A 22371-nucleotide genomic window follows, 5' to 3' on the forward strand; every position below is an offset into this window, starting at 1 on the left:
CACAACTCCCTCCTTCAATCCCAATAACACTCTATGAAGGGAACAGGGAAAGCGTGATATTTTGTTCAAATATGAATGGTCATTTTCGAGAGCTTCCACTCAAGCAGATTGCGGAGGAACTCGGGAAGCCAGTATCGTTTTTCTTCTGCACGCTGGATTTCCGGAAAAAAGCGGCCAAACGTGAACATATCAGGAATCGCGAGTATGTAGTGCTTTTTCGCATCAATGAGCTCGCCATTGATGAACACTTGCTGGACATTGCCCTTCTGACGGAACTCAATCCCGTCATACTCCATGACTCCCATCACGGTGCCGCGGAAGCCAAGTCCCTTTATCTGCATATGGGGCCATGTTTCATCTCTTGTTTGGAGGAGGACTTCTTTCAGTTCCGCTCCTGGCATGTTGATCGTACATGGATTGATCGGATGCGGGCAGATTTCAAGGAGATCGAATTTCGTCACATCCCCCTGCTTCAAGCCCTTAAGGATCATGCCTGCATTCATGAAGGCGCAGTCAGCATCACACCACTCCCTCAAGGCCTGAGTAAGCAGTTTTGACAGCTCTGAATGCTGCATTGGATCAGATGTTATTTCCGCAGGCAAGCTGGCCACGGGCTCACCCATCAATTCCTTGCCCTCCAAGTAATAAACTGCAGACTTTTCTGTTTCGCCTTCTGCCTGGCCGGCTTCATTCATTTCATAGAGGACGGCACTTTTTTGTAAAATCGTCTTTGTATCCTGGTCCAGCTTTACCGTCACATGGCCGGTGTAATATCCAAACTTGCCGGCACCTCCCAGCAAGCTCGATCCGACCTCTTTTCCTTCATGTAAAATATGATGGGTATGACCGCCCAGAATAACGTCAATTTCCGGGAACTGAGAAGCAATCCTTTCATCATCATGGATCCCGAGATGGGATAAAAGAATGATAAGATCCGTTTCTTCTTTTAACTCCTGGACGCATTTCTCTATTTCCTCTATCGGGTCGATCACATTCCATCCGAGCTGCTGATAAAATCGCCCGAAATTGACGGTGACACCGATGACACCGATCCTTGTGCCTTTTTTGCTTATGTACACATGATAAGGCTTTGCCCAGGCCGGCCGGCTTCCATCCTGTTTGTAAAGATTCGCCACAAGCATCTCGAATTCTTTCTCAATATACATCGAATCCAGGTCCTCGAATGGAAGCGTAATGCCTTCATTATTCCCGATGGTGGCGGCATCATAGCCTGCTTCATTCATCAGCCGGCAGTTTGCCTTTCCCCTGGTCGCATCTGATAATGGGTGCCAGCGGTCCATATGATCGCCAATATCAAAAACGAAAACTTCATCGCCTTCTTCCTCGTGCCAGCGTCTCCGCTCGGTTACGAGCTTGTGGATGCTTGGCCAGTGCTCCAAATGGCTATGCAAATCATTCGTATGGTAAATATGAATCATCTCTTCCATTTAACCATCATTCCTCTTTTAAAATGAAGTGTCCCCTCGCTGCTGCCAGGAGGGGAATCCAGTATTAAAACAAATCCAGCTGTCTCGGGTTCAGCCCTTCATATTCAACATCCAATAATTCCACCATCTGCTTTGCATTATCTGCCGCATCCCCGCCGGAATTATTATTGAACAGGGCATATACCTGTGCTGTGCTTTCGTTCAACTTTTTCAGATGTTCCGCCCATTCTGTCAATTCTACCTGATTATAGCGATATAAATACCGGACTTCGCGCCAATCCTGGCCCCGACCCTTCTTGTTCCAGCCATGGACATTGCGCCCGTGGAAGCGGACAAGGACCTTCTCGGGAGATGTCGATTGCAGCACGGTCGGGATCGACCCTTCCCCTGCCTGCGGCTCATCGCAAATACTATGGATCCATTTTTCCTGTTCCATGAATTCGATCGTCTTCTCGCGCATCTCACCTGCAAACCACGACTGGTTCCTGAACTCAAGCGCACAGTCAATATCGCCCATTTGCTCGCGGCACCAGCGCAGATAATCGACATTCTCCTTGCGCAGGTCAAACCAAGGCGGGAACTGGAACAGCGTCATTCCATGCTTACCGGCCTCAAGATAGGGCCTCAGCGACTCCTTGTAAGCCGTGAACATTTCATTTTTATCGGTAAAAGGAATTTCCCCGCGCTGATGGCCGGTCATTCCCTGATAGGCTTTCACAATGAACTGAAACTTGTCAGGCGTATCCTCTACCCATTTCGCCGCATTCTTCACAGGCTGCACAGCGTAAAATGAGGCATCGACCTCAACTGCAGGAAAGTGGCCAGAATACTCCTTCAGTTTATCACGAGGCGAAACCTTGCCTTCATATAAACTGTCATGGTCTCCCCAGCCCGTTAAGCCAACAATAATCATCTGTGCACCTCCATTTTTTCCTTCATGATAGCATAATTAAGCGCTTAATAAGTACTAAGACATTGTTTCAATTTAATTCCCCTTATATAAGTGTGAAAACATAATAGAGAGAGCAAATCTGAATATTGGTTTATGGTAATTTTTCAACTAGCACCGAATTTATAACTTTTGCAATCAAAAAACCTAACGGCAGATGAAAATTCACTTTTTATACATGTGAATTATCTCTCATAAATATTATGATTAAAGTGTAGTAATACAGAATTTGTCAACATCCCAGCCGCAAGTTTTCCCTTTTGTTTCATTAAAAACCATGTCTGAAAGTGAGCGTTTTATATGAATAAAGAGATGCGATTACAGTTGATAAAGGAAATAATTTCAGAGAACGAGATCAGGACCCAGGAAGAATTAGCTTCGATGCTGTTTCAAAAAGGCCTAGGTGTTACTCAGGCCACCATCTCGAGAGATTTACGGTCGTTAAAGCTAATTAAGGTTCCCGGCAGGAGCAGAGGATTTAAATACAGTTTCGAAATCGACCGGGATCATTACTCTATAGATCATTTAATGAAAAAAGTACAGGATTCAATGATCAGCATCGAGGCGATCAACTATTTTGCCATCATAAAAACTTTACCCGGTCACGCCCACTCTTACGGAGCCATTCTTGATTCCATTGAAATGGAAGGAAAAGCAGGAACAATATGCGGCAATGATACTTGCCTCGTTATATGCAGGACGCCAGAAGCAGCAATAGATTTCATAAACCTTATCAAGGTTGCTGATTAATGCAGAGAAGGAGTGAAAAAAATGTTACAAAGTAAAGAGGCTTTGGATTTGCGTGAATTCGATCTATTCTCAAGTGTTTCCGATAAGTCCCTCGAAAAGCTAATGCCCCACCTTTATTGCAGAACCTATAAAAAGAATCAGTATCTTTTTATGGAGGGCGATCCTCGTGACAAAATCTTCTTTTTAGCAGAAGGCTATATTATGTTCGAAATTGGAAACGAACAAGGAAGCATGCTATACCTTGATTTCGTAAAACGAAATCAGATTTTCCCGCTTGCTGGAATGTTCAGTGACCAATTTTACCAGCATACAGCCATTGCAGTGACAGATATAAAACTCTATTTTATCCAAACTCATATATTGGAGGATTTTTTGAAAGCTAACCAAAAACTGCTTATAAAAATCATCAACAGATTATCTGATATTCTCAGCCTCCACCAAAAACGCGTCCAGAAAATCGTAATACCCAACGCCCAGGAAAGGGTTATGCATACACTCCAATTTTTAATGGAGGACTTAGGTGAAAAAGACGGAACGGATATGGTAATCAATTGTCCCCTTACCGCAACGAAGATTTCCAGAATTTCAGGTACAACCAGGGAAACAGTCAGCCATATAATGAATCAACTAAAAAAGGAGAAAATCATTTCAGTGTGTGAAAAAAAAATCAGGATTCATGATCCTAATTACTTTGAGGCCCTATTTTAAAAGCAAATTCGTCCCCAGATAAAAACTCCTATGCAAATTTGTTGTATTTTTCCTCCTCTCTCCATATACTAAATTTTAAATTAACTGAAAATTTTAGTAGGGGGACGTAAATGACAAGAGTTTATTATCATGTGCTTGGAGCTGCCACCTTCTGCTTTGGCTTGCTCTTGTTGATAAAATTGCCAGGGGAATCTGCTTTATTAGGGGAAAAACTATTAAATTACTCTATGACCGCCAATTGGTCTACAATCAAGAACACCCCATTTGTCCCTCTTTTTGCAGCGTTAATCCAGGTTATAGGCATACTGTTAATCGCTGTCTGGCTTAAGAAAGAAAAGAGCGGGCACTACGAATTTTATAAAAGATGGGAACCCGCAATCCTGGCGATTTTGCTTCTCGCAGTTCCTTTCCTTCTTAACGAAACATTAGGGACAGCTGCCAAAACATTCGCCTTTTCGGGCAAAAAAGGACCAGCGGCAGTAGAATATATAAAAGATAAAAGCTCCTGCCATTTATCTGAGCAAGAAAGCAGCACCATTGAATGTTATATAATCTTAAAAAACTATCAGCACCATTCCCAGCAGCTGGCTATCTTAACTATCCCCTGGCAAGAAAAAGCAAGTGACAATCAAATTTTCAAAGTACACCTGGGACAGCGACAGGAAAAAAAGATTCATTTAACCTTATCAAAAGCTAACATAACTCAATCACAATTAAATCAAATAGCTAAAGGACTTGCCCCCGACCTTCAGATCATTAAAGCCGCTGATGCAGAAAAACGCTCTTGACCCTCAAGGGCTTTTTCTTTTTGTCCAAATAAAGTTGGAAATTTCTAAATAATAGAACTTTTTATGCAGTTTTTTGTATATATGCACTTTTTATTCAAAATCATTCGCATATTGAGCAGATTATTATACGATTTCTTGATATTAATGCAAAGAAATTAATCTATCGAACAAATTTATGTGAAGAATTTCACATTTAATATGTAAGGGTACTTACAATTTAAAGCGCTTACATTCATTAAAATAAAGGTGTAGCAAGGATTCAGAGAAAAGGAGGAGCGACAAATGAATACTACGATTGAACTGGCTTCCAGCAACCCTTCAAAAACTTCCATGAAACATCCGATCCATGTCACTTCGGAAATTGGCACACTCAAAACAGTATTGCTTAAACGGCCGGGTATAGAAGTCGAAAACCTGGTTCCAGAATATCTGCAAAGGTTATTATTTGATGATATTCCTTACCTCCCCATCATTCAGAGAGAACACGACTATTTTGCAGAGACACTTAGAAACAGAGGGATCGAGGTACTTTATTTAGAGAAACTGGTGGTTGAAACCTTAAGCAACGAAAAAATCCGCAGACAGTTTGTAGATGAAATGCTTAGAGAGAGCCAATCAAGCGCGAATGGAGCCACAGATACCTTAAGGGAATATCTTCTTTCATTCCCTACCCAGGCAATGGTCGAAAAAATCATGGGCGGTGTTTTGAAAAGGGAAATAGACACAACGAAAAAAGTTCACTTATACGAATTCATGGAAGATCACTATCCATTCTATCTGGATCCAATGCCTAATCTTTATTTTACCCGTGATCCTGCAGCCTGTATCGGCAATGGTCTCTCCATAAATAAAATGAGGGAACCTGCAAGACAACGTGAATCTTTATTCATGGAATACATCATGAGATATCACCCACGCTTTGCAACCCATGACATCCCTGTCTGGCTGGACCGTGATTATCCATTTTCGATTGAAGGAGGGGATGAGCTCATTCTCAATGGTGAAGTCATAGCTATCGGTGTGTCTGAGCGGACATCTGCAAAAGCAATCGAACAGCTTGCAGTCAATCTCTTCAAAAAACAGACTGGCATCAAAAAAGTAATGGCAGTTGAAATACCAAAATGCAGAGCATTCATGCATCTGGATACAGTTTTCACCATGGTTGATCACAACAAATTTACCATCCATCCAGCAATACAGGATTCAAGTGGACATATGAACGTTTATATCCTTGAAAAAGGAATAGACGAAAACGTGGTCAGTATTTCTCATCGCACTAACCTTCAGGATGCTTTGAAAGAAGTGCTTGGACTCAGCGAGCTAATTTTAATTCCTTGCGGAGGTGGTGATGAGATTGCTTCATCCCGCGAACAATGGAATGACGGTTCCAATACTTTGGCAATTGCTCCTGGAGTTGTCATCACATATGACCGCAATTATATATCAAATGAACTGCTTCGCCAGCACGGTATTGAGGTCATCGAAATTCCCAGTTCCGAACTGTCACGGGGACGTGGCGGCCCGCGCTGCATGAGCATGCCAATCGTACGCGAAGATCTAAAATAATTCTATTCATACAAAAGGAGAGATTAAAATGATCTTTACAATACCAGCCCTACAGGGAAGAAGCTTTATTGCAGAAAAAGATTTCAGCCGTGAAGAATTCCTCTTTTTCATCTACCTGGCTGAGAAATTGAAGAATGAGAAGAAGCTTGGAATTCCTCATCGGTATCTTGAAGGAAAGAATATTGCGCTCCTATTTGAAAAACCCTCAACAAGAACTCGCTGCGCATTTACTGTCGCATGTACAGATCTTGGAGCACATCCTGAATACCTGGGGAAAGACGACATTCAGCTTGGGAAAAAAGAATCCATTGAGGATACTGCAAAGGTTCTTGGCAGGATGTTCGACGGCATCGAATTTCGCGGCTTTGAGCACAAAAAAGTTGAAATGCTCGCAGAACATTCAGGTGTTCCAGTATGGAATGGTTTAACTGATACATGGCACCCTACCCAGACACTTGCAGATTTACTGACTGTCAAGGAACATTTCGGCAGGCTTGAAGGCATTAAATTCGTATATGCAGGTGATGGCAGGAACAACGTTGCAAACAGCCTTTTGGTAGGAGGCGCACTCGTAGGGATGGATATGAGAATTTGCACTCCTGATTCTCTTTTCCCGGACCAAGAATTTATCAGCCTGGCAAAAGAATTCGCACAACAATCCGGCGGAAAAGTCACTGTTACCAGCGATGTCGACGAGGCAGTAAGTGGTGCGGATGTTATTTATACGGATGTTTGGGTCTCTATGGGCGAGGAAGAAAAGTTTGCAGAGAGGATCAACTTGCTCTCACCTTATCAGGTTAATATGGAAATGGTCAAAAAGACTGGGAATCCGGATATGATTTTCCTTCATTGTCTACCTGCTTTCCACGACCTTGAAACAGCTTATGGACGCGACATCTTCGCAAAGCATGGCATGCCAGAAATGGAAGTTACGGATGAAGTATTCCGGAGCAGGCACTCAAAAGTATTTGACCAGGCAGAAAACCGGATGCACACCATCAAAGCTGTAATGGCCGCAACACTTAGTGACCTCCAATAAATATGTCAATAAGGAGAAGAAACAAACGTTTCTTCTCCCAGATTTCCTTTTCAATTAATAAAAGGAGTTGAAAGAAAATGTCTGGTGAAAAAAAACTTGGACTGCTGCCCTTAATCGCTATAGTTGTAGGATCGATGATCGGAGGCGGCGCATTTAACCTTGCTACGGACATGGCAGGCGGTGCATCAGCAGGTGCAATGATTTTGGGATGGGTGATAACAGGGATTGGCATCATCGCTCTTGGGCTCTGCTTCCAGAACCTTACCGACAAACGGCCCGACTTGGAAGGAGGAATTTTCAGTTATGCCACTGAGGGATTTGGAAGGTTCATGGGCTTTAACAGTGCTTGGGGATACTGGTTTTCAGCCTGGCTTGGCAATGTCGCTTACGCTACCCTCCTCTTCTCATCAATCGGTTACTTCATCCCTGCTTTCAAGGGCGGACAAAATATTGCATCCATAATTGGCGCGAGCATCCTGCTATGGCTGGTTCATACATTGATTCTTCGAGGTGTCCAATCGGCTGCAATGGTCAATTTGATTACAACAATTGCCAAACTGGTTCCAGTTTTCCTTTTTATAATCATTGGCATCTTCGCTTTTCATTTCGAAACGTTCACAGCCGACTTCTGGGGCAATGCATCTGAATTTCAATTTGCTGATGTTATGACACAAGTAAAAAGCACTATGCTTGTCACACTTTGGGTTTTTATCGGAGTGGAAGGCGCAGTCGTTCTTTCAAGCCGCGCAAAAAACAAAAAGGATGTTGGAAAAGCAACAATCATTGGCTTGCTGGGAACACTGGTCATCTATATCCTTATATCCTTGATGAGCATCGGGGTCATGAGCAGACCTGAAGTTGCCCAACTCGACAGTCCTTCAATGGCATATGTACTTGAAAGTGTAGTGGGTAAATGGGGAGCCTCATTAATCAACCTTGGTCTGATTGTTTCCGTCCTTGGGGCTTGGCTTGGCTGGACTCTGCTCGCTACCGAAATACCTTATCTCTCAGGAAAGAGTGGTTTATTTCCAAAATGGTTTGCGAAGGAAAATAAAAATGGAGCTCCAGTAAATTCTTTGTGGATCACGAACGGCTTAATCCAGGTATTCCTTTTATCCTTCTTGTTCACAGAACAGGCATACAACTTTGCTTTCTCTCTTGCATCGTCTGCCATCCTGATTCCTTACGCACTATCAGCGTTTTACCAGTTTAAATATACTTTACAAACCAGTCATGCAGACAGATCGAGAAACCTTGCCATTGGAATTGTTGCAAGTGTGTACAGCATCTGGATGATCTATGCCGCAGGTGTAAGCTACCTTCTGCTGACGATGATACTTTATGCACCAGGAATTATTGTTTTCTATAATATCCAAAAAGAAACAAAGGCTAAAACCACCTTCACCAGACCGGAGCTAATCACTGCAGCAGCCTTTGTAATCCTGGCCATTGTAGCAATCGTTCAGCTGGCAACCAGCAATATATCAATATAGCCTACAAGTCTTATTCAACGGAGGTCATTGAAATGGTAAGGAAGAAAGTGGTCATCGCATTAGGAGGAAACGCTATTCAATCAGGCCTAGCTACTGCAGAGGCACAACAAAAAGCCTTGGAAAGCACAGCAAGCCAGTTGGTTACTTTTATAGAAAATGGATTTAATATTATCATTTCACATGGAAACGGTCCACAGGTTGGAAATATCCTGCTCCAGCAAAAGGCTGCTGATTCCGAGAAAAATCCGGCTATGCCGCTTGATACTTGTGGCGCTATGAGTCAAGGCATGATTGGGTACTGGATGCAGAACGCCATGGAAAAGGCATTAAGGGAAAAAGGCATTTTTAAAAATGTCGTGACCATAGTAACGCGAGTTGTGGTTGACCCTCAGGATACTGCCTTTGCTAATCCAACAAAACCAATTGGACCTTTTTACAGTGAAGAGGAAGCAAAACGGATCATGGAAGAGAATCATGCCTCATTCAAAGAGGATGCCGGAAGAGGCTGGCGAAGGGTGGTTCCTTCTCCACAGCCCGTAAATATCGTCGAACACTCCGTGATCAGTTCACTTGTAGAAGATGGCAATATCGTCATTTCTGTAGGCGGCGGCGGAATCCCTGTGATAGATACAGGTGATGGCTTCAAAGGGGTTGAAGCTGTTATCGACAAGGACTTCGCCTCAGAAAAACTGGCAGAATTGGTTGATGCCGATGCACTCCTCATCTTGACGGCTGTAGACCATGTTTATGTAGACTTTAATAAACCGTCAAAAAGGCAGCTTAAAGAAGTCTCAGTAGCAGAAATGAAACAGTATATTGATGAACATCAATTTGCCCCGGGAAGCATGCTTCCGAAAGTAGAAGCAGCCATTACCTTTGCGGAAACAGCACCCGGACGTAAAACAATTATTACTTCTCTAGACCAAGCATTGAACGCTCTAGAAGGAAAGGCGGGAACCACCGTTTCTCTGCATGAATCACTGGCAGGGAATCGGTTGTAAAACAGCACTGGAAAAAAGCAAAGTGAATTGTCACTTCATTTCGGATGGTATGCATGGAGAATGCACACCATTCTTTTTCATTTCTTTCATCAGGAGGTTTTCTTTCATTTTCCTATTCAATCAATCTTTGTCCAGACATTATGAAATTAACTTGCCTAAGCTAGTGACTTTATATTTTAGTCCAAGCTGTAAGTATGAAATTATGGTTTGCAGATACTTAGTCTTAAAAAAGCATCAATTCCATTAATCACTTCACGAATCCCTTCTTCTTTCCCAATAAAAAAAATCCACCTGCCTGAGCAGGTGGATTCCGTAATCATCTATTATCCGATTGAACCTTCCATTTCGAACTTGATCAGGCGGTTCATTTCGACTGCGTATTCCATTGGCAGTTCTTTTGTGAACGGCTCAATGAAGCCCATGACGATCATTTCTGTTGCTTCTTCTTCGGAAACTCCGCGGCTCATCAGGTAGAACAATTGCTCTTCTGATACCTTCGAAACCTTCGCTTCGTGCTCAAGAGAAATGTTGTCGTTCAGGATTTCATTGTATGGAATCGTGTCTGAAGTAGACTTGTTATCCATGATCAGCGTATCGCACTCAATATTTGAGCGTGCGCCGTCGGCTTTGCGTCCGAAGTGGACGATACCGCGGTATGTTACTTTTCCGCCTTGCTTTGAGATTGATTTTGATACGATGGTTGATGATGTGTTTGGAGCAAGGTGGATCATTTTCGCACCTGCATCCTGATGCTGGCCTTTACCAGCGATTGCGATGGATAATGTCATACCGCGTGCGCCTTCACCCTTAAGGATGACTGCCGGGTATTTCATTGTCAGCTTGGAACCGATGTTGCCATCGATCCATTCCATAGTCGCGTTCGCTTCGCAGACTGCACGCTTTGTCACAAGGTTGAAGACGTTGTTTGCCCAGTTCTGGATCGTCGTGTAACGGCAATATGCGTCTTTCTTGATGATGATTTCAACGACCGCACTGTGAAGTGAGTTCGTTGTGTAAACAGGTGCCGTACATCCTTCAACATAGTGCACGTGCGCGCCTTCATCAACGATGATTAGTGTACGCTCGAACTGTCCCATGTTTTCGGAGTTGATGCGGAAGTACGCCTGAAGCGGAGTATCCACTTTGATTCCTTTTGGAACATAGATGAAAGATCCGCCAGACCAGACCGCAGAGTTCAACGCTGAAAACTTATTGTCTGTCGGTGGGATTACTTTTCCGAAATGCTCACGGAAAATGTCTTCGTTTTCTTTCAGAGCAGAATCCGTGTCTTTAAAGACGATTCCTAGATCTTCAAGCTCTTCCTTCATGTTGTGGTATACAACCTCTGATTCGTACTGTGCAGAAACACCTGCAAGGTATTTTTGCTCAGCTTCAGGAATTCCAAGCTTATCGAAAGTCGCCTTGATTTCATCAGGAACTTCATCCCATGATTTTTCAGATTTCTCAGATGGTTTAACGTAATATGTGATTTCATCAAAGTTCAATGAAGCCATGTCTCCGCCCCATTGAGGCATTGGCATGTTGTAGAAATGCTCCAATGATTTTAAGCGGAAGTCCAGCATCCACTGGGGTTCTTCCTTCATTTTTGAAATTTCTTCAACGATTTCACGCGTCAGACCGCGCTTAGACCGGAAGATGGAAACGTCTTTATCGGAAAATCCGTATTTATAATCACCGATCTCTGGCATTTTTTTAGCCATCGTCGAATTCCTCCATTCTTAAAGCAAGGAACCAATGATTCCCGCTTTGTAGTTGTCCGCTGCAGGCCAATCCCCTGCAGCACGTTCGGAAAAAATCACCATAAGATGATTTTTTATTGGCTGTCTTCCTCTTCCTTCAGGCCTTTCTCCATTGCCTTCCATGCAAGAGTAGCACATTTGATCCTTGCCGGGAATTTCGCCACACCTTGAAGCGCTTCAATATCCCCGAGGTCAAGATCATCCTCTTCATATTCTTTTCCCAACATGATGTCAGAAAAAACGGATGAAAGCTTTAAAGCCTCTTCAATGTTTCTTCCTTTAACCGCCTGCGTCATCATCGAAGCAGACGACATCGAAATCGAGCAGCCTTCCCCTTCAAATTTCGCGTCCGCAACCTTGCCGTCTTCGACTTTCATCGTCAGCTGGATGCGGTCGCCGCATGTCGGGTTGTTCATGTTGACTGTCAGGCTGCCTTCTTCCAAAACACCTTTATTGCGAGGGTTCTTATAGTGATCCATAATAACTTGCCGATAAAGGTTATCTAAATTATTAAAAGACATCGCTGAAATACTCCTTTGTTTTGACAAGTCCGGCTACGAGCTTGTCAATATCTTCTTCTGTGTTGTACAGGTAGAAGCTTGCACGTGCTGTCGCAGACGCCTTCAGCCATTTCATCAAAGGCTGTGCACAATGGTGGCCCGCGCGGACGGCGATTCCTTCAGCATCAAGTACTGTCGCTACATCGTGCGGATGTACGTCATCAATATTGAATGTTACGAGTCCTGCACGCTTGCCGGCTTCCTTCGGCCCATAGATGGTCATTCCGTCGATTTGAGACATTTTATCCATCGCATAAGCCGCAAGAGCGTGTTCGTGCTTTTCAATATTATCGAGTCCAATTTCGTTCAGGAAGTCGATTGCGGCACCAAGACCAATCGCACCCGCGATAATCGGTGTTCCGCCTTCGAATTTCCATGGCAGCTCTTTCCACGTTGATTCGTAGAGACCTACGAAATCAATCATTTCGCCGCCGAATTCAACCGGCTCCATTTTTTCAAGAAGTGCCTTCTTGCCATATAATACGCCGATCCCAGTCGGCCCGCACATCTTATGTCCGGAAAAAGCGAGAAAATCGCAGTTAAGATCCTGAACATCGATTTTCATATGCGGAGCGCTCTGAGCGCCATCGACGACCATGATCGCACCATTCTGATGGGCAATTTCGGCAATCTCCTTGATCGGGTTCATGACACCAAGTACGTTTGAAACCTGCATGATGGAAACGATTTTCGTGTTTTCTGTCACTGTTTCTCTGACAGTATCAAGAGAAATCGTGCCATCTTCCTGCAGATCAATATATTTTAATGTTGCACCCGTCTGCTTTGCCACCTGCTGCCACGGGATGATATTGCTGTGATGCTCCATATAGGAGATGACGATTTCATCGCCCTCTTTAAGATTATCACGGCCATAGCTTGCAGCTACCGTGTTGATGGCAGTTGTAGTGCCGCGGGTGAAAATGATTTCTTCAATAGATTTTGCGTTAATGAACTTACGGACCTTTTCCCTTGCTCCCTCGTAACCATCGGTCGCTCTTGTTCCAAGAGTGTGGACACCGCGGTGTACGTTGGAGTTGTATTCGCGATAATATTTATCCAGCGCTTCGATCACCTGCACCGGCTTTTGTGATGTCGCCGCACTGTCAAGATAGACAAGCGGGCTGCCATTGACTTCCTGATTTAAAATCGGAAACAATTCACGAATTTCGCGGGCGTTCATTATTTAACTTTCCTTTCGATTACCTCAACCAATTGCTTTTTAACTCCCTCGATCGGAAGCTCATTTACAACAGGTGCAAGGAATCCGTGGATGACAAGGCGTTCTGCCTCATGCTGCGGAATGCCGCGGCTCATCAAGTAGTAAAGTTGCAACGGATCAACGCGTCCGACAGAAGCAGCGTGTCCTGCTGTTACATCATCTTCATCGATCAGAAGGATTGGGTTAGCGTCGCCACGTGCTTTTTCGCTAAGCATAAGAACGCGTGATTCCTGTTCCGCATTGGACTTGGAAGCGCCATGCTCGATTTTTCCGATTCCGTTGAAAATAGAAGTTGCGCTATCCTTCACAACACCGTGCTTCAGGATATAGCCTTCTGAATTTTTACCGAAATGGATGATGCTTGTCGTGAAGTTCTGGGTCTGTTCTCCACGTCCGACAACAACAGTCTTAGTGTCACCGTAAGAACCGTCACCAACAAGGTTCGTTGTGTTTTCGGAAATTGTGTTACCATCGTTCATCATGCCAAGAGCCCACTCGATGCGAGCATCTCTGCCGGCATGGCCGCGGCGGTTCACATAAGTAGTGAGGCCTTCAGCCAGTGTATCAACAGCACCGTACTGGATTTTCGCGTTTTGGCCTGCGATTGCTTCAGTAACGATGTTTACCAATCCGTTCACTTTCCCAGTTGTTGAGAAGTAGTTCTCGACATATGTCACAGAGCTATTGTCTTCAGCAACAACAAGCACGTGGTTGAAAAGGCTTGCTTCTGCATCATCATGCAGGAAGATCGCCTGGATTGGATCCTTGACTTGAACATTTTTAGGAACATAAAGGAATGCTCCGCCGTTCATGAATGCTGCGTGAAGTGCAGTCAAACGGTGCTCGTCATTTTTAACAGCGCTCATGAAGTATTTCTTCAGCAGATCGCTGTATTCGCGTGCCGCTGTGAAAATATCTGTGAAAATAACACCCTGCTCCTGCATTTCCTTAGAAAGCTGGAGGAATGCAGGCTTGTTGTTGCGCTGCACGTAAAGGCTGCTTTCTTTTGCTTCCTCGCCAACAAGCGCTTTTACTTCTTCAGGAAGTTCATCTAATGATGAAAAAGCTTCGCTTGCAACAAGCAGCTTTTCAAACTGAGTGAAGTTCCATTTATTGATCTTCGTTTTATCCGGTCTTGGCATTGAAAGGTCTTCAGCTTTCGCAAGAGATTGCGTGCGAAGCTCTGTCAGCCATTCCGGTTCGTTCATTTCTTTTGAGAAGGAAGTAATGTACTCCTGGTCAAAAGCCCATTTCGTTTCCGTAGTCATTATAAATCCCCCCAACGCTTAAGCTTCTTGCCCAACTGTTTCGTCTTCGATGCCCAGTTCTTTCTTAATCCAGTCGTATCCTTCTGCTTCTAAGCGCTGTGCAAGTTCTGGTCCGCCAGACTTCACAATGCGGCCCTGCATCATAACGTGAACATGGTCAGGAGTGATGTAATCAAGAAGGCGCTGGTAGTGAGTGATGATCAAGCAGCCGAAATCTTCGCCGCGCATTTCGTTGATTCCTTTAGAAACAACCTTCAATGCGTCAATATCAAGACCTGAGTCGATTTCGTCAAGAATAGCGATTTTTGGTTCAAGCATCATCAATTGAAGGATTTCGTTACGCTTCTTCTCACCGCCGGAGAAACCTTCGTTAAGATAACGCTGTGCCATATCAAGATCCATTTCAAGGAATTCCATTTGCTTATCCATCTTACGGATGAATTTCATTAGAGAAATTTCATTTCCTTCGCCAAGACGGCTGTTCAAAGCAGAACGAAGGAAGTCAGCATTCGTTACGCCGCTGATTTCGCTTGGATATTGCATCGCAAGGAAAAGACCAGCGCGTGCTCTTTCGTCCACTGCCATTTCAAGGACATTTTCGCCATCAAGCGTAACCGTTCCATTTGTTACTTCATACTTAGGGTGTCCCATGATAGAAGAAGACAAAGTGGACTTACCAGTACCATTCGGTCCCATGATCGCGTGGATCTCTCCACCCTTAACTTCAAGGTTCACACCTTTTAATATCTGCTTGCCTTCAATCTCAACCTGAAGGTCCTTAATTGATAATACAGATCCTGCCATAATAATACCTCCGTCAATATAGAAAAGATTTTAAGCCGACTATTGCCGTCTTTAATTCTATTCTCATTTTATTCTCATTACAATCTTATAACAAATGAAAAGTGTTAGCAACACCTTAGAAGTGGAAAGAAAAATATCAAAAACTGTAGATTATTGTCAAATCCCTTTATGGATTTTTTGCTCATGCCGAGTGGGGAGGAAACGATCGAGCAAATTCATTTGCTCGCATCGTTTCATTCCCCACTCGGCAGCTTTTCAGCGTAAGCTGAAAAGCCAGTGAAGCGTAAGCTTCACTAAGTGAGCCAAAAATCAGCACAAACTAAATTATTATTAATTTCATCAAGAATCTTCATTTTTCTCTCTTTATTTCTTTCAACTTCCCGCAACCCGCCGTTCAGCTTTAGCTGAAAGGCGACAGCAAGGGTTCGAACACTCCATTTCCATTTTACCAGACCAAACCTCGCAAAGCAGGATATCCCGCTCACAGCTCGTACATCATTTTATTTTTTACCTTCTGTTATAAAATAATGTACTGGATAGCAGAAGTCCCAGCTGTTCTGACAGCTTTTCTTCTTCTCGCCCCAAACCTGTCCGAACTTACCCCTACTTCAGACAGCTTTTCCTCTTCTNCCGCCAAACCTGTCCGAACTTANCCNTACTTCNGACAGCTTTTCCTCTTCTCACGCCAAACCTGTCCGAACTTNNCCNTACTTCNGACAGCTTTTCCTCTTCTCACGCCAAACCTGTCCGAACTTNNNCTTACTTCGGACANCTTTTCCTCTTCTCNNGCCAAACCTGTCCGAACTTACCCCAACTTCGGACAACTTTTCCTCTTCTACCGCCAAACCTGTCCGAACTCGCACCAACCCAAGATACGATATTTTAAAGCAAAAGAAACCAGTGCAAAAATACACTGGTTCCAATTTTTTCTTCTATTATATATTCTGTCGCTTACGAGTGGACTTTTCTGTCCAGGTCGGCGACCATCCGTTGGCTTTTGATATAGTCTCGCTCACGTTTTTTCTCGACTTCCATTCTTGCGTCATGGTTCATGCTGTAGACTTCGTAACTAATACCATGGGCTCCATGCATCGCTTTTTCCATTTCACTTGTGTAGTTCAGTTTTAGCTGACTAATAGTGAATCATCCCTTCGGTTTTCGCTTTTATCAAGCGTTTTTTTGTTATTGCAATGGTAACACCTTTTGTTTACCACTATCAAAGCGTTTAAAACCGTTAATTTTTGGATGTGATGGAATAAGGAGGCTTATGGAGGGTTCACCTCTGCCATTCTTAGAATACTGGCAATATCCTCCCGATTGAAGCCTTTCCTGTTAATCAGCAGGCAATTAAGATGATTACAACAGCTTTTATTGCTTCAAAGTATTCAGTTCTGCCATGGCTTCCTGGACTAGCGTGACTGCCTGGCTCATGGCCGCCCCGCCGCCAAACGCGGCTGTTACCCCTACCGCTTCCAAAATTTGCTCTTCTGTGGCTCCTTGGTCCAGGCAGCCTTTTAAATGGTAAATGATGCAGTATTCGTCCTGTGAGTACAAAGAGATTCCCAGTGCGATCAGCTGCTTTTCTTTTTGGGTCAATGTCCCTTCCTGAAAACATACTTCCGTAAACGAATTATAATGTCTTGCGAGCTCCGGCATTTTTTGTGTAAAAACGCCCAGTCCCTGTTTATATTCATGAAGAGCTGCTTCTGTTGAATTCCGAGGTTCATAATGATGCTCCATTTCGTCCACTCCAATCTGCGTTTTTCTCGGTTAGTATGTTAAATTTCAGAGCCGGTTATGCGGCAAAAAGAAAAGCAGGCTATTCGCCTGCTTTCCGGACATTTATTCTTTTACTGGTACAACTGCACCCTCGTATTTTTCAAGGATGAAATCCTGGATTTCTTTAGAGTGAAGAACTTCAACAAGCGCCTTGATCGCTGGCTTGTCGGCATCGCCTTCACGAACAGCAATGACGTTCACATATGGAGAGTCGCTTTCCTCAATTGCGATAGAATCCTTCAATGGGTTCAAACCAGCATCAATCGCGTAGTTTGAGTTGATCAATACGGCATCGCCTTCACCATTGTTGAAGATCTGCGGAAGCAATGCTGCTTCATATTCTGTACCAAACTTCAACTCTTTAGGATTTTCTTCAATATCGTCAATTGTTGCTTTTACTTTTTCCACGCCGTCTTTAAGAGTGATCAGACCCTCTTTTTCAAGCATTGTCAAAATTCGGCCATGGTCTGCTACTGAACTGCTCATGATGATTTGGGCACCTTTTGGAAGGTCATCAAGAGTTGTGTAATCCTTAGAATAGACACCGATTGGCTCGATGTGGATTCCGCCGGCAATCTCAAACTTATACCCGTTTTCAGCCATTTGTGACTCAAGGTAAGGAATGTGCTGGAAATAGTTTGCATCAAGTTCTCCTGAATCCAACGCCTGGTTTGGAATAACATAGTCGTTGAATGTCTTGATTTCCATGTCATATCCTTTTTCTTCAAGAAGCGGTTTTGCTTTTTCCAGGATTTCAGCATGCGGTACGTTTGATGCACCCACAACGATTTTCTTGCTTTCTTCCTTGCCGCCTTCTGTTTTATCCTCGGATGATCCGCAAGCTGTAAGTCCTGCTGTTAAAACTAATGCTAAAAGTGCTAATAACCATTTTTTCAATGTCACTCTCTCCTTTATCTCTTGTCTAATTTTCTTGTGATGGTATCGCCGACAATCTGGATTAAAAATACGATGATCAAGATAATGATGGTCGCCATCAGCGTGACATCATTCCGGCCCCTTTGGAATCCTTCCATATAGGCAAGGTTTCCAAGGCCGCCTGCGCCGATGACCCCAGCCATCGCCGTGTAACTTACGAGTGCGATCGCTGTCACCGTGATGCCTGAAACCAGTGCTGGCATTGATTCCGGCAGCAGTACCTTCCAGATGATTGTCGTGGTTTTTGCTCCCATTGACTTTGCTGCTTCAATGACTCCTTTATCGATCTCACGCAAGCCGATTTCAACCATCCTTGCGTAAAATGGTGCAGAACCGATAATCAGCGCCGGCAAAGCAGCATTTTCCCCAATCATCGAACCAACGATGAATTTTGTAAAAGGAATCAACAGCACGATCAAAATGATGAATGGGATGGATCTGAAAATATTCACCACTGCGCTCAGGACGACATTGACCGGTTTGTTTTCCCATATATTGCCCTTCGAGGTCAAAAAGAGCAGCAATCCTAGTATGGCTCCAATGATGAAGGTAGCGACAACGGAAATTGCACTCATATATAGTGTCTCAACTGTTGCCTCCCACATGCGGTCCCAGTTGACGTTCGGGAATAAAGTTTCAGCCATTTGAAATCACCTCCACGCCGACTTCATGCTGGCCGATAAATTCAATCGCACGGGCCAATTCTTCCTCTTCACCATCAAGATGGATGAACAAGGTTCCATACGATCCGCTTTGTGTCTGGGAAATTTTACCCTGGACAATATTGACCGTGATAGCGAATTTGCGGATCAGATTGGTGATCAATGGCTGTTCGACCCCTTCGCCAACGAAAGTCAGCTGGATGACCCGTCCATGCGGGTACCGCTCCAGTAAATGATCGACAGTTTCCTTTGTCTCCTCCGGTTCCGTCACCTGCTGGACAAACCGCTTCGTAATCGGCTGCTGCGGGTTCTTGAACACATCCAATACCGGGCCAGTCTCAACGATCCTTCCGCCTTCCATGACCGCAACCCGATGACAGATTTTACGGATGACGTGCATTTCATGGGTGATCAGGACGATGGTAAGTCCCAGTCGCTTATTGATATCAACGAGAAGGTCCAGGATCTGGTCTGTTGTCTGCGGGTCAAGCGCTGACGTCGCTTCATCACCGAGAAGAACTTTCGGATTATTCGCAAGTGCCCTGGCAATCCCGACCCTCTGCTTCTGCCCGCCGCTTAATTGTGACGGATAAGCATCGCCGCGTCCTTCAAGACCGACAAGCGTGATCAATTCTTTTACCCTTTTGTCCCTCTCGGATTTCGGCACTCCTGCAATCTCAAGAGGGAAGGCTATGTTATCTGCAACCGTCCTTGACCAGAGAAGGTTGAAATGCTGGAAAATCATACTGATTTCCTGTCTTGCTTTCCTTAATTCCGCACCCTTGATCCTTGAAACTTCCCTGCCTGCCACGACGACAGAACCTGAAGTTGGAATTTCAAGTCCATTCAGCATGCGGATCAATGTGCTTTTACCTGCGCCGCTATATCCAATGACGCCAAAGATCTCGCCTTCTTTCACTTCAAGGTTGACATCATCTACTGCTTTGACTTCGCCTTTTTTTGAAGGATAAATCTTTCTGGCTTTTTTTATCGTGATCAATTGACTCCCCCTCTTTATGCAACAAGACTTTTCCTAACTCTAAAAACCGTTAAATCTTCCATCCTAATAAGAAGGTTATCAATCTAGGTTTCCCATTCCCTAACCGAAAAAATTCAAACTTCAGTTAAAACGGGGTAACCTTCCCGGAAGAATATGCTCTTGTAAAAAAACACCGCTTAATCGAACAGGGTCGATTCCGGCAATAAAAAAGCCTTTCTGCAAATAAGCAGAAAGGCATAATCGTAGGCTGTATCCTTTCTCTCATCTGCCAAAGCCATCAGCTTTGAGTGAATTGGCACCATTTCAGATAAGCAAGCTTACTGACGGTTGCCGGGTTTCATCGGGCACTTCCCTCCACCTCTCTTGATAAGAGCACGCTATTAAATTATAGAATCGGTTTTAAGTTACGAAAGTGATTGTAGCATGTAACAAAAAAGAGTGTCAATAAATTATTTTCAAATACTTTCTTGAATATGTTCGATTATCATATTCCAGCCGTGACCCCTGGTACTCCAGTTGCATTTTCGATCGCCTGCTCGAGGTCTTCGATGATGTCATCGACATTTTCAATCCCGACAGAAAGACGGATCAAATCCTCCGGTACTCCTGCTGCTTTAAGTCCATCTGAATCAAGCTGCTGATGGGTTGTGCTTGCAGGGTGGATGACCAGGCTCTTCGCGTCACCGACATTGGCAACATGGGACCATAGCGTCAAGGAGTTGATCAGCTGTGCTCCAGCTTCCCTGCCGCCCTCGATGCCAAATACCACAACCGATCCGGCCCCTTTTGGAAGGTAACGATCTGCCAGGTGCTTATCCGGGTGGGAGTCATGGCCAGGATAGGTAACCCAGGTAACTGCTGGATGCGACTCAAGGTAGTCAACTATTTTCCGCGTATTGGCAACATGCTCTTTCATGCGGACATGCAGCGTTTCGATTCCAAGATTGAATTGGAAGGCACTCTGTGGGCTGATGGCCGGGCCAAGGTCGCGCAGCAGCTGGACTCTTGCCTTGACGATATAGGCGGCTGCCCCAATCGCTTCACTGTAAACGATGTCATGGTAACTGGAGTCCGGCTCATTGAAACCAGGGAACTTAGGAGATTTCCAATCGAACTTTCCTCCATCGACGATAATTCCGCCCATGACTGTACCGTTGCCTAAAAGCCACTTTGTAGCCGAATGTATGACGATGTCTGCGCCATGGTCAATCGGCCTGCATAGATATGGAGTCGCAAATGTGTTATCAATGATCAACGGAACACCAGCATCATGGGCAATATCCGCAACTGCTTCAATATCCAACACCCTGAGACTTGGGTTTCCGATTGTTTCCGCGTAGACCGCCTTTGTCTTAGGAGTAATCGCCTTCCTGAAATTTTCAGGGTCATCAGGATCCACCAGGTGAACATTGATTCCATACTTCGGCAAGGTTACCGCAAATAGATTGTAAGTCCCTCCGTACAGGTTAGAGGCTGCGACGATTTCATCCCCTGCATGGGCGATATTCAAAATCGCCATCGTGATCGCAGACATTCCGCTGGACAAGGCGAGCGCACCTACGCCTCCCTCAAGCAGGGCCACTTTTTCCTCAAGGGCTGTCACGGTAGGATTATGGATTCGCGAGTAAATATAACCTGGCTCCTTGAGTGCGAATAAATCGGCTGCATGATCTGTATTTTCAAACTGGAATGCATTGCTTGAGTATATCGGCACAGCTCTCGCTCCAGTCACCGGATCTGGTGATTGTCCTCCGTGGACACCAATCGTTTCGATTCTGTAGTTTTTTTGCTCATTTGCCATCTCCATCTCTCCTATCATAAAAATTAATGGGAAAGGTGATACAAAAAACCCTCTTCCAAAGAAGAGGGTCATTTATCATCTCTCCTTATCTTTTCAGAGTCTACACTCTGCAGGAATTGGCACCGTGTTTAACAACCGGTTGCCGGGCTTCATCGGGCCAGTCCCTCCGCCTCTCTGGATAAGAATATTCAGTTCGTTTTTATTGCGTTAAAGTGATAATATCATTCTTGGATGACTCAGGTCAATTATATTTCGATTTTTCAGAAAAAATCAAGCAGGAATCTCCCTGGAAAGATAGAAAATTGATTCCAGTACCAATAAATCTCTGAACAGCCCATCTTTTATGGTAAAATACCCCCATCTGATACCTTCCCGCAGTTTTAATTCCCCAGCAAACAGGCTTGCAAGGTCTGCTTCGCTTCCGATTATGGTAACCTCGAATTGGGAATGGACATTGCTTGTCAGCAGTTCCACTTTTCCACCTTTGAATGCAAGGTAATAAGCATCCGTTTCTGACTCTAATTTCAGGCAAAGATCCAGTTTTTTGATCAATTGCAGTAGATGGGCCTTACTGCCAACCTCTTTGGTAAAAAGTTCAATACACTCCCGCATGCCGCTCAACTCCCTTACAAAACATATTCTTTTTCATAAGGGAAAAACCTGTTGGAATCCTTCGACAAATACTTCGTTAATAAGCGGTTAACACCATAACAACCATAATAAAAAGACAATGCCGGGTGATATTTCGTCATTGTCTTTCATTTCCCGAGAAATATATCCAAAGAAATACAGTAATCAAGCGGTTTTGGTGACTGACGCATGGCGGATTTTGTTTTGTAA

General features: G+C 44.2%; 21 protein-coding genes and 2 riboswitches. Of the genes, 7 read left to right on the plus strand and 14 right to left on the minus strand.

All coding sequences use genetic code 11. The annotated features are described in order from the left end of the window. Positions 1-65: 65 nt before the first annotated feature. Positions 66-1448 (minus strand): bifunctional metallophosphatase/5'-nucleotidase, encoded by a 1383-nt coding sequence (locus ACNAZ4_RS11910; RefSeq protein WP_415814666.1) that lies wholly within the window; start codon positions 1446-1448, stop codon positions 66-68. A 64-nt stretch (positions 1449-1512) separates the two neighbouring features. After that, a complete protein-coding gene (locus tag ACNAZ4_RS11915; RefSeq protein WP_415814667.1) occupies positions 1513-2361 on the minus strand; it encodes a DUF72 domain-containing protein in 849 nt (282 codons plus the stop codon). A gap of 336 nt (positions 2362-2697) precedes the next feature. On the opposite strand from ACNAZ4_RS11915, the gene ACNAZ4_RS11920 reads away from it, so the two are divergent. The 7 genes from ACNAZ4_RS11920 to arcC all read left to right on the plus strand — a co-directional run bounded on the left by ACNAZ4_RS11920 (position 2698) and on the right by arcC (position 9742). After that, positions 2698-3147, plus strand: a complete 450-nt coding sequence (locus tag ACNAZ4_RS11920) for an arginine repressor (protein WP_415814669.1) — start codon at positions 2698-2700, stop codon at positions 3145-3147. Between the two features lie 21 nt (positions 3148-3168). Continuing rightward, entirely contained in the window at positions 3169-3855 is a 687-nt protein-coding gene (locus tag ACNAZ4_RS11925) for a Crp/Fnr family transcriptional regulator (RefSeq protein WP_415814670.1), read from the plus strand. 110 nt (positions 3856-3965) lie between these two features. Next, complete coding sequence (locus ACNAZ4_RS11930; RefSeq protein ID WP_415814672.1) at positions 3966-4643, plus strand: hypothetical protein; 678 nt, start codon at positions 3966-3968, stop codon at positions 4641-4643. Positions 4644-4973: 330 nt separating this feature from the next. Further along, entirely contained in the window at positions 4974-6209 is a 1236-nt protein-coding gene (gene arcA, locus ACNAZ4_RS11935) for an arginine deiminase (protein ID WP_415814915.1), read from the plus strand. A gap of 28 nt (positions 6210-6237) precedes the next feature. Then, positions 6238-7248 (plus strand): ornithine carbamoyltransferase, encoded by a 1011-nt coding sequence (argF, locus tag ACNAZ4_RS11940; protein ID WP_415814673.1) that lies wholly within the window; start codon positions 6238-6240, stop codon positions 7246-7248. 77 nt (positions 7249-7325) lie between these two features. Next, a complete protein-coding gene (arcD, locus tag ACNAZ4_RS11945) occupies positions 7326-8741 on the plus strand; it encodes an arginine-ornithine antiporter (RefSeq protein ID WP_415814674.1) in 1416 nt (471 codons plus the stop codon). A gap of 32 nt (positions 8742-8773) precedes the next feature. Next, complete coding sequence (gene arcC / locus ACNAZ4_RS11950; protein ID WP_415814675.1) at positions 8774-9742, plus strand: carbamate kinase; 969 nt, start codon at positions 8774-8776, stop codon at positions 9740-9742. A 323-nt stretch (positions 9743-10065) separates the two neighbouring features. On the opposite strand, the gene sufB is transcribed toward arcC, so the two are convergent. From sufB to ACNAZ4_RS12010, 12 genes are all read right to left on the minus strand, one after another. Further along, on the minus strand, positions 10066-11463 hold the full coding sequence (gene sufB, locus ACNAZ4_RS11955) for a Fe-S cluster assembly protein SufB (protein WP_415814677.1): 1398 nt from the start codon (positions 11461-11463) through the stop codon (positions 10066-10068). A 113-nt stretch (positions 11464-11576) separates the two neighbouring features. Then, positions 11577-12023 (minus strand): Fe-S cluster assembly sulfur transfer protein SufU, encoded by a 447-nt coding sequence (gene sufU, locus ACNAZ4_RS11960; protein ID WP_415814679.1) that lies wholly within the window; start codon positions 12021-12023, stop codon positions 11577-11579. Continuing rightward, positions 12013-13242, minus strand: coding sequence for a cysteine desulfurase (locus ACNAZ4_RS11965; protein ID WP_415814681.1), 1230 nt, complete (start codon positions 13240-13242; stop codon positions 12013-12015). The genes sufU and ACNAZ4_RS11965 overlap by 11 nt, the downstream gene beginning before the upstream one ends. After that, positions 13242-14549: a Fe-S cluster assembly protein SufD gene (sufD, locus tag ACNAZ4_RS11970; RefSeq protein ID WP_415814682.1), complete on the minus strand. Its 1308-nt coding sequence runs from the start codon at positions 14547-14549 to the stop codon at positions 13242-13244. The genes ACNAZ4_RS11965 and sufD overlap by 1 nt, the downstream gene beginning before the upstream one ends. Positions 14550-14567: 18 nt before the next feature. After that, the gene (gene sufC / locus ACNAZ4_RS11975) at positions 14568-15353 is read right to left on the minus strand and encodes a Fe-S cluster assembly ATPase SufC (RefSeq protein ID WP_415814683.1); all 786 of its coding nucleotides are present in this window, start codon (positions 15351-15353) and stop codon (positions 14568-14570) included. 951 nt (positions 15354-16304) lie between these two features. Next, complete coding sequence (locus ACNAZ4_RS11980; protein ID WP_415814684.1) at positions 16305-16457, minus strand: hypothetical protein; 153 nt, start codon at positions 16455-16457, stop codon at positions 16305-16307. A gap of 264 nt (positions 16458-16721) precedes the next feature. Continuing rightward, positions 16722-17093: a carboxymuconolactone decarboxylase family protein gene (locus ACNAZ4_RS11985; RefSeq protein WP_415814686.1), complete on the minus strand. Its 372-nt coding sequence runs from the start codon at positions 17091-17093 to the stop codon at positions 16722-16724. Between the two features lie 102 nt (positions 17094-17195). Then, positions 17196-18029: a MetQ/NlpA family ABC transporter substrate-binding protein gene (locus ACNAZ4_RS11990; protein ID WP_415814687.1), complete on the minus strand. Its 834-nt coding sequence runs from the start codon at positions 18027-18029 to the stop codon at positions 17196-17198. A gap of 14 nt (positions 18030-18043) precedes the next feature. After that, positions 18044-18712, minus strand: coding sequence for a methionine ABC transporter permease (locus ACNAZ4_RS11995; protein ID WP_415814688.1), 669 nt, complete (start codon positions 18710-18712; stop codon positions 18044-18046). Continuing rightward, positions 18705-19730 (minus strand): methionine ABC transporter ATP-binding protein, encoded by a 1026-nt coding sequence (locus tag ACNAZ4_RS12000; RefSeq protein WP_415814690.1) that lies wholly within the window; start codon positions 19728-19730, stop codon positions 18705-18707. Before ACNAZ4_RS12000 ends, ACNAZ4_RS11995 begins: the two co-directional genes overlap by 8 nt. Positions 19731-19988: 258 nt before the next feature. Continuing rightward, positions 19989-20103, minus strand: a riboswitch (SAM riboswitch). Positions 20104-20214: 111 nt separating this feature from the next. Continuing rightward, positions 20215-21531 (minus strand): O-acetylhomoserine aminocarboxypropyltransferase/cysteine synthase family protein, encoded by a 1317-nt coding sequence (locus ACNAZ4_RS12005; RefSeq protein WP_415814691.1) that lies wholly within the window; start codon positions 21529-21531, stop codon positions 20215-20217. An 82-nt stretch (positions 21532-21613) separates the two neighbouring features. Beyond that, a riboswitch (SAM riboswitch) is annotated at positions 21614-21716 on the minus strand. Between the two features lie 85 nt (positions 21717-21801). Beyond that, positions 21802-22143 (minus strand): SCP2 sterol-binding domain-containing protein, encoded by a 342-nt coding sequence (locus ACNAZ4_RS12010; protein ID WP_415814693.1) that lies wholly within the window; start codon positions 22141-22143, stop codon positions 21802-21804. Between the last annotated feature and the right edge of the window lie 228 nt (positions 22144-22371).

Origin of the sequence: Mesobacillus thioparans, from assembly GCF_965138835.1 — a bacterium.
In the GTDB taxonomy this organism is placed as follows: Bacteria; Bacillota; Bacilli; order Bacillales; family Cytobacillaceae; genus Mesobacillus; species Mesobacillus thioparans.